At 67.7% G+C, this 14,158-nt stretch carries 12 protein-coding genes; 6 read left to right on the top strand and 6 right to left on the bottom strand.

Features of this window, described 5'->3' with window-relative positions:
* The first annotated feature begins 83 nt into the window (after positions 1-83).
* A complete protein-coding gene (locus tag OSH07_RS02595; RefSeq protein ID WP_266337038.1) occupies positions 84-1,034 on the top strand; it encodes a GNAT family N-acetyltransferase in 951 nt (316 codons plus the stop codon).
* Between the two features lie 326 nt (positions 1,035-1,360).
* Here OSH07_RS02595 and OSH07_RS02590 read toward each other — a convergent pair whose 3' ends face one another.
* From OSH07_RS02590 to OSH07_RS02570, 5 genes are read right to left on the bottom strand one after another with little or no spacing between them, the layout of a single operon-like run.
* Entirely contained in the window at positions 1,361-2,314 is a 954-nt protein-coding gene (locus tag OSH07_RS02590) for a nucleoside hydrolase (protein WP_266337037.1), read from the bottom strand.
* A gap of 40 nt (positions 2,315-2,354) precedes the next feature.
* A complete protein-coding gene (locus OSH07_RS02585; protein ID WP_266337036.1) occupies positions 2,355-3,284 on the bottom strand; it encodes an ABC transporter permease in 930 nt (309 codons plus the stop codon).
* Positions 3,281-4,309, bottom strand: a complete 1,029-nt coding sequence (locus OSH07_RS02580; RefSeq protein WP_266337035.1) for an ABC transporter permease — start codon at positions 4,307-4,309, stop codon at positions 3,281-3,283. The genes OSH07_RS02585 and OSH07_RS02580 overlap by 4 nt, the downstream gene beginning before the upstream one ends.
* Positions 4,306-5,850 carry an ABC transporter ATP-binding protein gene (locus OSH07_RS02575; protein ID WP_266337034.1) on the bottom strand — a complete coding sequence of 515 codons (1,545 nt, stop codon included), beginning with the start codon at positions 5,848-5,850 and terminating at the stop codon, positions 4,306-4,308. Before OSH07_RS02575 ends, OSH07_RS02580 begins: the two co-directional genes overlap by 4 nt.
* 17 nt (positions 5,851-5,867) lie before the next feature.
* A complete protein-coding gene (locus tag OSH07_RS02570) occupies positions 5,868-6,881 on the bottom strand; it encodes a BMP family ABC transporter substrate-binding protein (protein WP_266337033.1) in 1,014 nt (337 codons plus the stop codon).
* Positions 6,882-7,066: 185 nt separating this feature from the next.
* Here OSH07_RS02570 and OSH07_RS02565 point away from each other — a divergent pair, with 185 nt between their 5' ends.
* On the top strand, positions 7,067-7,906 hold the full coding sequence (locus tag OSH07_RS02565) for an SDR family NAD(P)-dependent oxidoreductase (protein ID WP_266337032.1): 840 nt from the start codon (positions 7,067-7,069) through the stop codon (positions 7,904-7,906).
* 213 nt (positions 7,907-8,119) lie between these two features.
* Here OSH07_RS02565 and OSH07_RS02560 read toward each other — a convergent pair whose 3' ends face one another.
* On the bottom strand, positions 8,120-9,661 hold the full coding sequence (locus tag OSH07_RS02560) for an MFS transporter (RefSeq protein ID WP_266337031.1): 1,542 nt from the start codon (positions 9,659-9,661) through the stop codon (positions 8,120-8,122).
* 145 nt (positions 9,662-9,806) lie between these two features.
* Here OSH07_RS02560 and OSH07_RS02555 point away from each other — a divergent pair, with 145 nt between their 5' ends.
* The 4 genes from OSH07_RS02555 to OSH07_RS02540 all read left to right on the top strand — a co-directional run bounded on the left by OSH07_RS02555 (position 9,807) and on the right by OSH07_RS02540 (position 14,146).
* On the top strand, positions 9,807-10,664 hold the full coding sequence (locus OSH07_RS02555; RefSeq protein WP_266337030.1) for a LysR family transcriptional regulator: 858 nt from the start codon (positions 9,807-9,809) through the stop codon (positions 10,662-10,664).
* Positions 10,665-10,978: 314 nt separating this feature from the next.
* On the top strand, positions 10,979-12,277 hold the full coding sequence (locus tag OSH07_RS02550) for an extracellular solute-binding protein (protein WP_266337029.1): 1,299 nt from the start codon (positions 10,979-10,981) through the stop codon (positions 12,275-12,277).
* Between the two features lie 130 nt (positions 12,278-12,407).
* Complete coding sequence (locus tag OSH07_RS02545; protein ID WP_266337365.1) at positions 12,408-13,307, top strand: carbohydrate ABC transporter permease; 900 nt, start codon at positions 12,408-12,410, stop codon at positions 13,305-13,307.
* A complete protein-coding gene (locus OSH07_RS02540; RefSeq protein WP_266337028.1) occupies positions 13,304-14,146 on the top strand; it encodes a carbohydrate ABC transporter permease in 843 nt (280 codons plus the stop codon). The genes OSH07_RS02545 and OSH07_RS02540 overlap by 4 nt, the downstream gene beginning before the upstream one ends.
* Positions 14,147-14,158 lie beyond the last annotated feature (12 nt).

Below are 14,158 nucleotides of genomic sequence, written 5' to 3'. Positions count from 1 at the left end.
GGCCCATCCCGGCGAACGAGCCGCTGGACAGGAACTGGGCATATAGTTGTATAATGCAACTATAATCACAACGGGGTTCCCGCGTGTCCACTGCCGTCCTGGTCGATGAAATCCGTTCCGCCTCGCGCCGCATCGTCCGCGAGCTCGGCTTCATGGATCCGACGCTCGCCGGAACCGCCTATTCGGCGTCCGCCGTGCATGCGTTGCTGGAAATCGAGCGCCGGGGTTCGATGACCGCCGCCCAGCTCGTGCAGGTGCTGCGGCTGGAGAAATCCAGCATCAGCCGGATGGTCGGCAAGCTCGTCGGCGCCGGCGAACTGATGGAGGCGGCCGGCGCCGGGGATGGCCGCATCAAGTCGCTGGTCCTGACCGCGAAGGGTACGCAAACCGTTGCCGGGATCCATGCCTTCGCCCGCGATCAGGTCATGGCCGCCATGGGAGAGCTGAACCCGACCGAGCAGCAGGCGGTGGCGCAGGGGCTCTCCGCCTATGCACGCGGGCTCGCCGCCCGGCATCCAGACGCTGGGGAACCGGCCGATGCACCCATCGAGATCGTCACCGGCTACCGGCCGGGATGGATCGGCCGCGTGGCCGAGATGCATGCCGCGCATTACTCGCGGCATTGGGGCTTCGGGCAGTTCTTCGAAAGCACGGTCGCGGCGGGCGCCGCCGAATTCGCCGGCCGGCTCGGCCACAAGCGCAACCAGGCCTGGGCGGCGCTGCGCCATGGCCGCATCGTCGGCTCGATCGCCATCGACGGCGAGGACCTCGGCAACAACGAGGCGCATCTGCGCTGGTTCATCCTCGACGAGGGATGCCGGGGCGGCGGTGTTGGCCGCCGCCTGCTGGGCGAGGCCGTCGCCTTCTGCGACAAGGCCGGCTTTGCCGCCACGCAGCTCTGGACGCTGAAAGGCCTGGACGCGGCCCGCCGCCTCTACGAGGCGCATGGCTTCGAACTCGCGAAGGAAGAGCGCGGCACGCAATGGGGCGTCGAAGCCACCGAGCAGCAGTTTTCGCGGCGGAGGCCGGGCTGAGGGCGCTCTTTAGGCGTCCGCAATCTTAGAACCCAGCGAATCGGGCCGAGAGCGTCTGGAGCCTTGCCTCCGCCGTTCCTCCACCCTCGCCGTCATCCCGGGCGGAGACCCGGGATCCATGCAGCTGAGGTATCAGGCGGTTTACCCGACAGGCTCCGGCCGTATGGATCCCTGCTTTCGCAGGGATGACGGAGCTTGTCACCGATGCGCCGAGGCGTTCGGCGCATCGCCGCTCTACGTGCTTCGAGACGGCCCTCCGGGCCTCCTCAGCATGTTGAGGGCTGTGCACCCAAAAAGGTCTCCTGAGAGGGGAAGGCCGCGCCCCCTCAGCGGCCCTTCATCAGCGCCATGAAATCGGCCTCGAAGCGGGCGCGGTCGACCGTCATGGCGACATTGGCGTTGTGGAACGGGATCGCCGTGCGGCGGCGGTCGGCGACCGTCGAACCGCGCGTCAGCTCGCCATTCAGCTCGATGTCGACATACATGCGCTCCAGCCCGACCAGCGTCGGATCCTCGGCGACGGCGACCGCCAGCGGATCGTGCAGGCCGCAGCCCTGGATGCCCGGATACATCGTCTTGTAGGCGTCGACATAGAAGGACGTGATCTTCATCAGCGTCTGCGCCGCGTGATCGCCCTCTCGGCTGATCTCGTTCATCATGTCGGTCGAGAGCAGCGTCGTCATGGTGACGTCCATGCCGACCAGCGTCACATTCGCGCCGGCCTGCAGTACGATGTGCGCGGCTTCCGGGTCATTGGCGAAATTGGCGTCGACCATCGGCGCGATCGGGCCATGGATGCCCGGATGCAGCACCGTCGAGCCCATGACGACGATCTGCTTCACCAGCTTGGCGATCTCGGGCGCCTTGGTGATGGCGAGCGCGACATTGGTGATCGGGCCGACCGGGCAGAGCGTGATCTCGCCGGGGTTCTCCTTGATGACGCGGATCATCAGGTCGATGGCGTGCTCGTCGGTCGCCTTGATCTTCGGCGCCGGCAGCTCGACGTCGCCGAGCGCGTTGGAGCCGTGGATGTGGTCAGCCATGCGCTTGTAGGGCCGGATCAGCGAGCGGCCGACGCCCTGCGCCACCGGAATCTCGGGGCGGCCGAGCAGTTCCAGGATCTTCAGCGTGTTCTCGGTCGCGATCACCGTGTCGGTGTTGCCGAAGGTGGTGGTCAGCGCCTCGAGCCTGATGCCCGGCCGGCGGACCGCGTAGAAGATCGCCATGGCGTCGTCGACGCCGGTGTCGACGTCGAGGATCATGCGGCAGGTTTCGGTCATGGCGGGGGTCCTTGAAGGCTTGGAAGGGGCACGCGAGGGATCAGGCGTGCGCGGTAATCGTCTCGGCGGCGCGGCGCTTCAGCCGCTTGCGGTGGCTGAGCGCCAGCGCCAGCAGCGTCACGACATAGGGCACGACGTCGGTCAGCTGGTTGGGCAGGCCCTGGCTTTGCAGGCGGACGGAGAGCGCGTCGGCGACGCCGAACAGCACGCAGGCGAGCGCTGCCCAGAGCGGATGGTTGCGACCGAGCATGACGGCGACGACGGCGATCCAGCCACGGCCGGCGCTCATGTCCTCGGAGAAGATGCTGACCGTGCCGAGCGAGAGCTGGGCGCCGCCGAGGCCGGTCAAACCGCCGGCGAAGAGAACGGTCAGCACGCGGTAGCGCGTGACGTCGATGCCCATGGTGCCGGCGGCGCTCGCATCCTCGCCGACGCCGCGCAGGCGAAGCCCGAGCGGCGTGCGGAACATCATGATGGTCACGGCGGCGGTCAGGATCCAGGCGAGCCAGGTGATCGCCGTCTGGCGCGAGAAGATCCAGCCGATCCAGGGGATGGTATTGATCGCGTCGATGCGGATCTTGGTCAGGCCGACGATGCCGGGATCGGAGAAGGTGCCGGATACGCCGAACATCTGCCGGAGAAGATAGGCGGTGAGGCCGGCCGCCAGCAGATTCATGCCGATGCAGATGACGACGCTGTCGCCTTTGAACACCGTCGCGCCATAGGCGAGGATCAGCGAGAACAGCACGGTGAAGACAATGGCGAACAGCACGCCGCCGAGCGCGCTGCCGGTGGCGTAGGAGCCGACGACGGCGGCAAACGCGCCGACCAGAAGCTGGCCCTCCATCGCCATGTTGAAGACGCCGACGCGGCCGCAGAGCGTGCCGGCGAGCGCCGCCAGCAGGATCGGCGTGATCGACTGGACCGCCGAATTGACCAGCGACGGGGTGATGAAGCTCATCAGGCTCATGACGACTTCCTGCCGACGCCGTGGCGGATCGCCAGGAAGAGGATGATGACGGACTGCAGGATCATGGTCAGAACGCGCGGGATCGCCGTCTCGCGCTGCATGGCGAAGCCACCCGTCTGCAGGCCCGCGAAAAACAGGCCGGCGCAGATCGCGCCGAGCGGCGCGCCACCGGCCAAGAGGGCTGCCATCAGGCCGGACCAGGTGTAGCCCGGCGTCAGAAGCGCGCCATCCTGGTAGCGATAGAGCGAGCCGAGCACGAGGATGGCGCCGACGAGGCCGGCGATGGCGCCGCTCGCAAACATCACGCGCAACTGCTGCGATGCGAGGCGGACGCCACCATAGCCGGCGAACTTGGCATTCAGCCCGCGCATGCGCAGTTCGTAGCCGCCCACCGTGCGGCGGTCATAGAAGACGACGGCGATGGCGACGATCGCCATCAGGACCAGGCCGATATTGAGCGGGCCGGAGATGACGGGAAGCCGCGCCGCATCCGGGATCATCCGGGTCTGGGCGAGGCCGGTCGCCATGTCGCGCAGCGGGAATCCGACGAGATAGGAGGCGATGCCGATCGCCGGATAGGAGAGCAGCAAGGTCGAGATCAGCATCGGAATGCCGAAGCGCGTCTCGCCCCAGGCGGCGAGCGAGGCGTAAAGGCCGGACGCGAGCATGGCGCAGAGGATGCTGGCTGCGATCAGCAGCGGCCCGGGCAACGGCAGGTAGAGCGCGGCCAGCGCCGCCACGAGCCCGCCGATCACCAGTTGGCCGTCGCCGCCGAGATTGACCATGCCGCCGCGCAGCGGCAGCGCCGCCACCAGCGTCATGCCGACCAGCGGCACCGCCCAGTTCAGCGTGTTCGGCCAGTTCGACGGTGCCAGGGCACCGATGACGATCTCGCGATAGGCGGCGATTGGGTCGCCGCCCGAGGCCAGCACCAGCAGGCCGCCGATCAGAATGCCGATGCCGATCGCCAGCGGCACGGCCGGGATGCGGGGGAAGCGGATGTCCCGCAGGCTGCGCTCGCTCATGCGGCCTCCGATCCGTCGGTCGGCCTGGCTTCGCCGACGCGGCCGGCCATCAGCAAGCCGAGCGTTTCCTCGTCGGCCTGGTCCGCCGGCAATTCGGCCAGGATGCGGCCGTCGAACATCACCAGCACGCGGTCGGAGAGCGCCAGGATCTCGGTCAGCTCGGCCGAGACCAGAAGCACGGCGCTGCCGCGATCGCGCTCGGCGACCAGCTGGCCATGAATGAACTCGATGGCGCCGACATCGACGCCGCGCGTCGGCTGCTCGGCGATCAGCAGGGGGGCTGCATGCGAAAGCTCGCGCGCGACCACCACCTTCTGCAGATTGCCGCCCGACAGCGTGCCGACGGCGAGCTGCTCCGAGCCGATCTTGACGCCGAAGCGCTCGATCAGCCTTTTCGCATGGGCGGTGACGGCGCCAGCGTCGAGCAGGCGGCCATTCGAAAGCGGCGGCTTCGCCTGAAAACCCATGGCGAGATTGTCGGCGGCGGAGGCGGCGAGCGCGGTGCCGGTCGTGGCGCGATCTTCCGGGATATAGGCGAGGCCGGCGTCGCGGTGGCGCTCGACATCGGCGCGGGTGACGTCGGCGCCGTTGATGGCGACGCTGCCGCCATCGGGGATGCGCAGGCCGGTCAGCGCCTCGATCAGCTCGGTCTGGCCATTGCCGGCGACGCCGGCGATGCCGACGATCTCGCCGGCGCGGATCGCGAGATCGACATGATCGACCACCGGCTTGCCGCCATCGGTGGCGACGGTCAGGCCGCGCGCCGCGAGCACGACGGCGCCCGGCGTGGCGGGACGCTTCTCGACCGTCAGGTTGACGGCGCGGCCGGTCATGGCGCGGATGATCTCGCGGGCCGAGGTTTCCGACGTCACCATGCGGTCGACCACCTTACCGTCGCGCAGCACAGTGACGCGGTCGGTGATCGCCATCACCTCGTGCAGCTTGTGGGTGACGAACAGGATGGTGCGGTCGTCAGCGGTCAGGTTGCGGATGATGTCGAACAGACCATCGCGCTCCTGCGGCGTCAGCACGGCGGTCGGCTCGTCGAGGATCAGCACGCGGGCGTCGCGATAGAGTGCCTTCAGGATCTCGACGCGCTGGCGCACGCCGACCGAAAGCCGGCCGACGATCGCATTCGGATCGACCTGCAGGCGGTAGCGTTCGGCGAGCGTCGCGACGCGCCGCGCCGCCTCGCGCCGGTCGATGAAGCCGAAGCGGGTCGGCTCCATGCCGTAGACGACGTTTTCCCAGACAGTGAGCGAATTGAACAGCTTGAACGCCTGGTGGACCATGCCCATGCCGGCGCCGATGGCATCAAGCGCCGAGCGATAGCGCATCTCCGCGCCGCGCAGGAAGATCTGGCCGGAGTCCGGCGCCTGCATGCCGTAGAGGATCGACATCAGCGTCGACTTGCCGGCGCCGTTCTCGCCCATCACGGCGTGGACCTCTCCGCGCAGCACGGAGAGGTCGATATGGTCATTGGCAACGAGCGGCCCGTAGCGCTTGACGATGCTTCTGGCTTCGAGCTCGATCGTCGACATACCGGAGACGGACCGCCTTACTTGGCGAGCTGCATCGGATCGGCGACCTTCACCGTTCCGGCGACGACTTCGTCGCGCAGCGCCTTCACCTTGGCGACGACGTCCGGCTGCTTGGCGATGAGGCAGCCCGAATCCTCGAGGCCCGGCTCCAGGCTGGTCAGCGTCATGCCGCCCTCGGCGAGGCCGTAGGTGGCGAAGGCCGGCTGATCGCCCTTGAACAGGCCGGCGACGCCCTTCTCGATCACCGTGTCGGTGCGCTTCTGGACGTTGTCGATGATCAGGCCCGGCGCCTGCGGGCACTGGTTGGTGTCGACGCCGAAGGCCGCCGCGCCCGGCAGGTCTTCCATCGCCTTGAAGATGCCGCCGTTCGAGCCGGCGCCGGCTGCCATGACGCGATCGACATTGTCGGAAACCATGACGCTGGCGCGCTGCTGGCCGCGGGCCGGATCCGAGAACGGGTTGTTGCCGCCGATCCAGAGCGTCGAGGCGATCTCGATCTCCGGCTTCACGTGCTTGGCGCCCTCGTTGAAGGGTTCGGTGTAGCGATGGATGAAGGGGATATCGAGCGCGCCGATGGCGCCGACCTTGCCGGTCTGGCTGGTCAGCGCAGCTTCGGCGCCGGCGAGGAAGACCGCCTCATATTCGCGGAACACCGAGCAGTGGATGTTGGCGACGGGCGTTGCCGGGCAGCTGTCGACGAGCAGGAACTTGGTGTCAGGATAGGCCTTGGCGACTTCCGGCAGCACGTCGTTGAACTCGAAGCCGACCGAGACGATCACCTTGGCGCCTTCCTTGGCGGCGGCGTCGAGGTTCTGGCGGATGGTGGTCGGGTCGGTGCTCTCATAGACCTTGGCGGTGGCGCCATTGGCCTCGGCGGCCTTCTCGGTGCCGGCCTTGGCGAGCTTCAGGAAGTCGTTCACGCCGACCGGATTGGGCGAGACGAAGACGACGAGCGGCTTCGCGTCCTGCGCGTTGGCCGTCGACACTGCCATCAGCGCAGCCGCGCCAGCCAAAAGACCCCGAAGCCTCATCTGCAATCTCCTCAATGTGGAATGGGCGGAAGATATCGACTCGTTCCGGGCGCCACAACAGCGATTGACCACCCGGGGATCCTGCCTATTCTGCGGGCAGCTGATACCCCAGCGCCTCCAGTGACTTGCCCGGAACTCGCCCTGTGCATGGGCGGACCGGGCCCTTGCCGACGATTGGATTGCCGATGTCGAAATACGTGACCCGCCGCCCCGACAAGGCGCTTCCGCTGCGCAAGAGCCGGGTTTTCCCCGTGCATGCCGGCAAGGGCTTCATCGTCACCGGCGGCTCGGGCGGCATCGGCCGCGCCATCGCCGAACTGCTGATCGCGCAGGAAGCGCGCGTCGTCATCGCCGACCTCCGCCAGGAAACGGTCGACGCCACGGTCGAGGCGCTGGGCGGGGCGGCCGGCGGCTGCTTCGGCATCGCCATGGACGTCGCCTCCGAAGCCTCGGTCGCGGACGGCGTCGCCAAGGCGATCGACCTGCTCGGACGCGTCGACGGCCTCGTCAACTGCGCCGCGATCGTGCTGCATTCAGACCCGCTCGCCATCTCGCGCTCAGACTGGCAGAGGCAGTTCGAGATCAACCTGTTCGGCGCCTATGACATTTCGCGGCTCGTCGCGGCCCACATGATCGAGCACGACATCCAGGGCGCGATCGTCTCGATCGCCTCCGAGGCCGGCAAGAAGGGCCATGTCGAGTCGCTCGCCTACAGCGCCTCGAAGGCCGGCGTCATCTCGATGACCCGCATGCTGTCGGAAGCGCTCGCGCCCTATGACATCAACGTCAACTGCGTCTGCCCCGGCGGCGTGGCGACGCCGATGCTGAAGGAAGTTTCGGAAGCCTATTCGGAATTCACCGCCGAGCCGGCGCCGGCGATCTTCGACAAGATGCTGTCGGCGCAGCTGGTGCGCCATCTGCAGCCGGTCGAGGTGGCGCGCGTCACCTCGTTCCTGCTGGGCGACGACGCCATTCTCGTGCGCGGCCAGGCCGTCAACGCCGACGCCGGCGAGACGCCCTACTGAGGCGGGTTCGAAACAAGGCCGGTTCGCCACCTCGCCGCCATCCCAGCTGAGGCGACGCAAGCAAGCCCCTCACCCAACCCTCTCCCGCAAGCGGGCGAGGGCTTTTGGGCTGCGATCTTCATCAGCTGCGCGGCATGACGGGCAGGCGCAAGCGAGCCCCCTCTCCCGCGTACGGGAGAGGGCTGGGGTGAGGGCCTTTTCCACGCGAACCCCTCAGGGCCTAGCCGGCCCAGTCGCGCAGGACGGCGCCTCATCCGCCCTGCCGCGCCCGAAGACAAGATAGCTCGCGAGCGCCAGCAGCCAGACGGCGATGCCGCCATAGAGCAGGATCCAGCCGAAGCCGTCGGTCAGCGCCTGATGCACGACCGCGCCGGACACGCCGCTTTCGGGCGGGATCGCCGTTCCCGCCGCGACCTGCTGCGCCAGCTGGCGCAGCGCCGCCGGATCGACGCCCGCCGGCAGCGCCGCCCTGAGCGAGGCGCGGACGCCCTCGACCAGCAAAAAGCCCATCAGCGCGATGTTGATGGCGAGCGAGATCATCCGCGCGCTCATGTCGATGCCCGAGGCCATGCCGGCCCGGTTGGCGGCGACCGATCCGGTCGTCGTGTTGGTGACGGGCGTGTTGGTGAAGCCGAGACCGATGCCGGCCAGCACGCAGCCGGGCAGCATGGTGAGCCAGCTCGCCGCCTCGGCGCCGCTGCCCCACTTCATCGCCAGGAAGCCGGCGCCGATCAGGAACAGGCCGGCCGGGATAACCAGCCCGGCGCGGTAGCGCAGCGACAGCCGCTCGGCCAAAGGCGGCACGACGAGGGTCGGCAGCGTGTAGGCGAGCAGCGCCGTGCCGGCGGCGACGCTGTCATAGCCGAAGCCCGCCTGGAACCAGATCGGCAGGTAGATCATGAACGGCCAGAAGCTGACATTCATCGCAGCCGAGCCGATCACCGCGCCGGCGAACGGGCGGATGCGGAACACGGAGAAATCGAACATCGGCCGCGGGCTGCGCTTCTCGGCGACGAGAAAGCCGAGGAAGCTCGCGATCGCCACGGCGAGGATCGCCAGCGCCGACGGGCTGGCAAAGCCGAGATCCGGCCCCTGCGTGATGAAGAAGGCGAGCGCGAAGACGGAGAGCGACAGCGTCAGGATGCCGGCGAGATCGAGATGCGTCGCCTCGGGATCGCGCGATTCCTCGACGCCGCCGATTGCCAGCGCCAGCGTGACGAGGCCGAGCGCGACATGGACGAGGAACACCCATTCCCAGCTCCAGACCGCGACGATGGCGCCGCCGACGATCGGCCCGAAGCCGAGGCCGATGCCGAAGACGATGCCCCACCAGCCGAACGCCATGCCGCGCGCCCGGCCGTCGCGAAACTGGTGCGACAGCACCGCCACCTGGCAGATCAGCATGACGCCGCCGCTCAAGCCCTGGACGAAGCGGGCGACGATCAACACCGAGACGCTTGTCGTCAGGCCGCAGATCAGCGAGGCGAGGCTGAAGGCGGCGATGCCGACCAGGAAGATGCGCTTGCGGCCATAACGGTCGGCGAGCGTGCCCGTCGCCATCAGCACCGTCGTCACCGCGATGGTGTAGGCGTTCATGATCCATTGCAGCTCGACGAAATCGGCATGCATCACCTGCTCCAGCGTCGGCAGGATCGCCGGCACGCTCGAGATCTCCAGCCCGAACATCAGCGAGGACAGGCAGACGGCGGCGAGCGCGACGAGGCTGCGCCGCGACGGGGACGGATCTTGGATCATGGTTCCGGCTTTCGACAGGGCGCAACGGCTGCGGCGGGAGGGCCGGGTCGCGACGCGGGGATTCGGGCCGGAGCTTAGCGGGCGCTTGACGATCGCAGAACCGGATGGATAACTATTTCAGAGACAACAAAGCCGGATGCCTGCCATGACCATCCTCGATGTCGAGTCGGTTCAGGCGTTCGTCGCCATCGCCGATTTCCAGAGCTTTACCCGCGCGGCGGAGGCGCTGGGGACGACGCAGGGGGCGATCAGCGTCAAGCTGAAGCGGCTCGAGGACCGGATCGGCCAGCGCCTGATCGAGCGGACGCCGCGCTCGGTGCGCCTTTCCGCCCAGGGCGCGCTGTTTCTCGACGGCGCCCGTGACTTCCTGGCCGCGCATGAGCGCGCCGTCGCCGGCCTCACCGATTGCCGCCGCCGCTTCACGCTCGGCATCGCCGCCCATGTCGCCGGGCCGGAGGTGCCCACGCTGCTCGCCCGCCTCAACGTGCATGATCCCGGCCTGACGATCGAGGTGCGGCTCGACAATTCGCGCACCCTGCTCGACGCCTTCGACCGCGGCGAACTCGACGCCGCCATCATCCGGCGCGAGGACGACCGGCGCGACGGCGAGATCCTCGGGCCGGAGCATTTCGCCTGGTTCGCGACGCCGCATTTCGAGCACCGGCAGGGCGAACCGGTGCGCCTCGCGGCGCTGGCGCCTTCCTGCGGCGTGCGCGACATCGCTACCCGCGCCCTCGACGCGCGGAGCATTCCCTGGACCGAGGTGTTTCTCGGCGGCAGTTCGTCGATGGTGACGGCGGCGGTTTCGGCCGGGCTTGCCATCGGCGCCTTCTCCTGCCGCCTCGCCCCGCCCGGCACCGTCGAGGTCGGACAGCGCTTCGGGCTGCCGGAACTGCCCTCCTCCGAGATCGTGCTGCATTCGACGCTGACCGACGCCAAGTCGCGCGGGGCGCTGCGCACGCTCGCCGCCGCGTTCCGCGAGCATCGGGTCACGGCGGGCTGAGCCCGACCGCCGGGAAATATTCTTCCCGATGCACGCTGGCGCGCTATCGCCCGATGTGGTCGCAGATAGTGCACGCGCGTGCGCTCGATCTGAAAACACGAATCAACACAGCAGCTTGGCCATAACTCACCGGCAGTTATGCACGCTCATCCCACCCTGCCCCGAAGGCGTAGCCGCGCATCGCGAGCCCTCTTGTCGGCATAAAATCGATGTGATTTAATTCGTCTTGGCCGCCCGCATGAGAAGCGGACCGAGAAAAAAGAGACGGCGCGAACAGCCGTCCGTCCAAGGAAACACCCACGGGAGATTTCAAGATGCGCCTGCGCCTTTGCACCGCGTTGCTGGCATCCGCCGCCGCGTTCGTCGCCGTCTCTGCCCATGCCGACAATCTCGTCACCAAGGACCGCGTCGGCCCCGCCGATGCGCCCAAGTCCTTCACGCTGCGCCTGACCAATGACGGCCCGACCAGCACCGATCCGGTCTGGGCCGAGGGCTACCAGAAGCTGTTCGGCGACTTCATCCAGCGCCACCCGGGCTGGCGCATCGACCTCGAGCGCATGTCCGACAATATCGGCCAGGAACAGGCCCGCATGCTCGAGCAGGCGAAGTCCGGCAACGGCCCCGACTGCGCCGCCGTCGACAGCTTCGTTCTCGCCCTGTTCAAGGGCGCCAACGTGCTGAAGCCGCTCGACGAATACTTCACCAAGGAAGAAGTCGCCGACCTGTTCCCGTTCATCCGCGAAGGCATCACCGGCCCGGACGGCAAGATCTACGCCTGGTGGTGGAACACCGACCTGCGCGTGCTCTACCGGAACAAGGAGATCGTTCCCGACGCGCCGAAGACCTGGGACGAGCTCAAGGCCGCCGCCATCGCCTCGAAGGAAAAGGGCGGCGAAGGCGTGCTGTTCAATGGCGGCCGCTGGGAAGGCACCACCTTCGACTGGCTCGCCAATTTCTGGGCCCAGGGCGGCAAGCTCGTCGACGACAAGGGCAAGCCGATCTTCGCCGAGGGCGCGAACCGCGAGAAGTTCCTGAAGGCCGTCAACTACTTCAAGGACCTGGTCGACTCCGGCGCGGCGCCGAAGCGTGTCGCCACCATCGTCAATTATGACGAGTTCAACGCGGCGGCTGCGGCCGGCACGGCGGCGCTCTTCATCGGCGGCAACTGGCAGTACGGTCAGCTCAAGAACACGCTGGAGCCGGAAGAATTCGCCAAGTGGACCTTCTCGGAGATCCCCGGCCCGACCGCCGACCAGCGCTCGACCGGCACCGGCGGCTGGACCTTCGGCGCCTTCTCCAACGATCCGGAAAAGGTCGCCATGTGCGCGGCCGTGATCAAGGAGATCTATGCGGGCCCCGGCAACGCCCTGCAGCAGCAGCTGCCGACCGCCGCCGCCCTCTACGGCAAGTACGACGTCTTCAAGACCGAGGCGAACGAGACCTTCGCCAAGGCGCTCGTCAACGGACAGGCCCGTCCGGGCGTGCCGATCTACCCGGAGATCTCGAACCAGATCCAGATCATGATGGGTGACGTCCTCTCCGGCACCAAGACGCCGGAAGCGGCTCTCGACGCCGCCAATACCGCAGTCCAGGCCGCCTACGCCCGCCTCTGACCGGTACTTGGCAACGGGCCCTGCCCCGCCCTCAGGGCAGGGCCCTTTCCCCCCGCGTTCTCGGGGGAGTTCAGGGAGCAACCACATGCCGACGACAACGGCGGCCGCCTTGGGCGCCGCGCAACGCCCCATGGCCGGCCCCGGCCTCTGGCGCCGCCTCGAAGCCAACCCCTTCACCTGGCTCGTGCCCGTCGCGGTGATGCTGGGCGTCTTCTACCTCTACCCGATCCTCGACGTGTTCCGCCTGGCGCTCACCAATGCCAGCCTCGTCGGCGGCGACGAGCGCTACACGCTGACGACGCTCGCCGCGATGCTCGGGAACCCGTCGCTCTTCGACATTCTCAAGACCACCTTCGTCTTCACCTTCGCCAGCGTCATCGGCCAGCAGGTGCTCGGCCTCGCCATCGCGCTCATCGTCATGCGCGGCGAGCGCCGCAAGCTCAGGGGCATGGTGGCGCTCCGGACCATCGTGCTGATCGCCTGGGTCATCCCCGGCATCGCCAACGGCCTGATCTGGCAGATGCTGTTCAGCGAGGCGCCGTTCGGCGCCATCAACAGCGTGCTGCGGATGATGCACATCTCGCCGGTCGCCTGGCTGTCGGATCCGAACATCGCCATGCTGTCGGCCGTCATCTCGAATGTCTGGCGCGGCACCGCCTTCTCGATGATCGTGTTCTACGCGGCGCTGAAGGCGATCGACCCGACCCTCTACGAGGCCGCCAGCGTCGACGGCGCCAGCAGCAGCCAGAAGCTCCGCTTCATCACGCTGCCGCAGCTGCGCGCCGCCATCCTGGTCAACTCGATCCTCGTCACCATCCAGACGCTCAACACCTTCGACGCCATCATCTCGCTCACCGGCGGCGGCCCCGGCCGCGCCACCGAGGTGCTGTCGCTGTTCACCTTCAACACGGTGTTCCGCAACTACGACCTCGCCGGTGGCAGCGTGCTTTCCGTGCTGATGCTGGTGATCAGCCTTGTCCTGGCGCTCGTCTACGCGTCGTTCCTGCCACGCCGGGAGGCCTCCGAATGACCGCCGAAGCCCGCGAGAAGTGGGGCGATGCCCTGACCTACCTGTCGGCGATCCTGATCGCCGCCTTCTTCCTGACGCCGCTTGCCTGGCTGCTGTCGCTGTCGCTCCGGACGCGGCAGGAAGTCTTCCTCGGCGCCAGCCGCTTCATCCCGAAGCGGCCGACGCTCGACAATTTCGCGCAGATCCTCTCGGACCCGACCTTCCTGCTCTATCTCTGGAACGGGCTGAAGCTGTCGGCGCTGGGCGGGCTCGGCTGCCTGCTGGTGGCGGCGCCGGCGGCCTATGCGTTCTCGCGCTTCTGGTTCTCCGGCAAGTCGGCCCTGATGATGGTCATCCTCGCCTTCCAGATGATCTCGCCGCTGGTCATCCTGGTGCCGCTCTACCGCTACATGAGCGCGCTCGGCCTCATCAACAGTCACTTCGGCGTCACCATGGTCTACATCGCCGTCAGCGTGCCGATGTGCACCTGGCTGGTGAAGAGCGCGATCGACAACATCCCGAAATCGCTCGAGGAAGCCGCGGCAATAGATGGCTGCAGCCGCTTCGGCACCTTCTGGCGCATCACGCTGCCGCTCGCGGCTCCCGGCCTCGCCTCCGCCTTCATCCTGATCGTGATCCTGAACTGGTCGCAGTTCCTGATCCCGTTCCTGCTTCTGAACAAGGACGCGCAGCTGCCGATCTCGGTCGCGATCTTCAACTTCTCCGGCACCTCCAACGCCTCGACCACACAGGTGCTCGCCGCCGCGTGTCTCGTCGCCGTCGTGCCGGCGATCGTCGCCTTCCTCCTCCTGCAGCGCATGATCGTCGGCGCGCTCACCGCCGGCGCCGTCAAAGGCTGATCGACCCCGATC

It is taken from the genome of Kaistia nematophila, assembly GCF_026343855.1.
Classification (GTDB): Bacteria; Pseudomonadota; Alphaproteobacteria; order Rhizobiales; family Kaistiaceae; genus Kaistia; species Kaistia nematophila.
The sequence above is the reverse complement of the archived record's forward strand: the minus strand, read 5'-3'. Positions and strand labels throughout refer to the sequence as shown.

Excerpts from the sequence above, each read along its gene's own strand:
- OSH07_RS02590 (WP_266337037.1), bottom strand. The coding sequence starts at position 2,314 with ATGACCGAAACCTGCCGCATGATCCTCGACGTCGACACCGGCGTCGAC.
- OSH07_RS02585 (WP_266337036.1), bottom strand. The coding sequence starts at position 3,284 with ATGAGCCTGATGAGCTTCATCACCCCGTCGCTGGTCAATTCGGCGGTC.
- OSH07_RS02580 (WP_266337035.1), bottom strand. The coding sequence starts at position 4,309 with ATGAGCGAGCGCAGCCTGCGGGACATCCGCTTCCCCCGCATCCCGGCC.
- OSH07_RS02575 (WP_266337034.1), bottom strand. The coding sequence starts at position 5,850 with ATGTCGACGATCGAGCTCGAAGCCAGAAGCATCGTCAAGCGCTACGGG.
- OSH07_RS02570 (WP_266337033.1), bottom strand. The coding sequence starts at position 6,881 with ATGAGGCTTCGGGGTCTTTTGGCTGGCGCGGCTGCGCTGATGGCAGTG.
- OSH07_RS02565 (WP_266337032.1), top strand. The coding sequence starts at position 7,067 with ATGTCGAAATACGTGACCCGCCGCCCCGACAAGGCGCTTCCGCTGCGC.
- OSH07_RS02560 (WP_266337031.1), bottom strand. The coding sequence starts at position 9,661 with ATGATCCAAGATCCGTCCCCGTCGCGGCGCAGCCTCGTCGCGCTCGCC.
- OSH07_RS02555 (WP_266337030.1), top strand. The coding sequence starts at position 9,807 with ATGACCATCCTCGATGTCGAGTCGGTTCAGGCGTTCGTCGCCATCGCC.
- OSH07_RS02550 (WP_266337029.1), top strand. The coding sequence starts at position 10,979 with ATGCGCCTGCGCCTTTGCACCGCGTTGCTGGCATCCGCCGCCGCGTTC.
- OSH07_RS02545 (WP_266337365.1), top strand. The coding sequence starts at position 12,408 with ATGGCCGGCCCCGGCCTCTGGCGCCGCCTCGAAGCCAACCCCTTCACC.
- OSH07_RS02540 (WP_266337028.1), top strand. The coding sequence starts at position 13,304 with ATGACCGCCGAAGCCCGCGAGAAGTGGGGCGATGCCCTGACCTACCTG.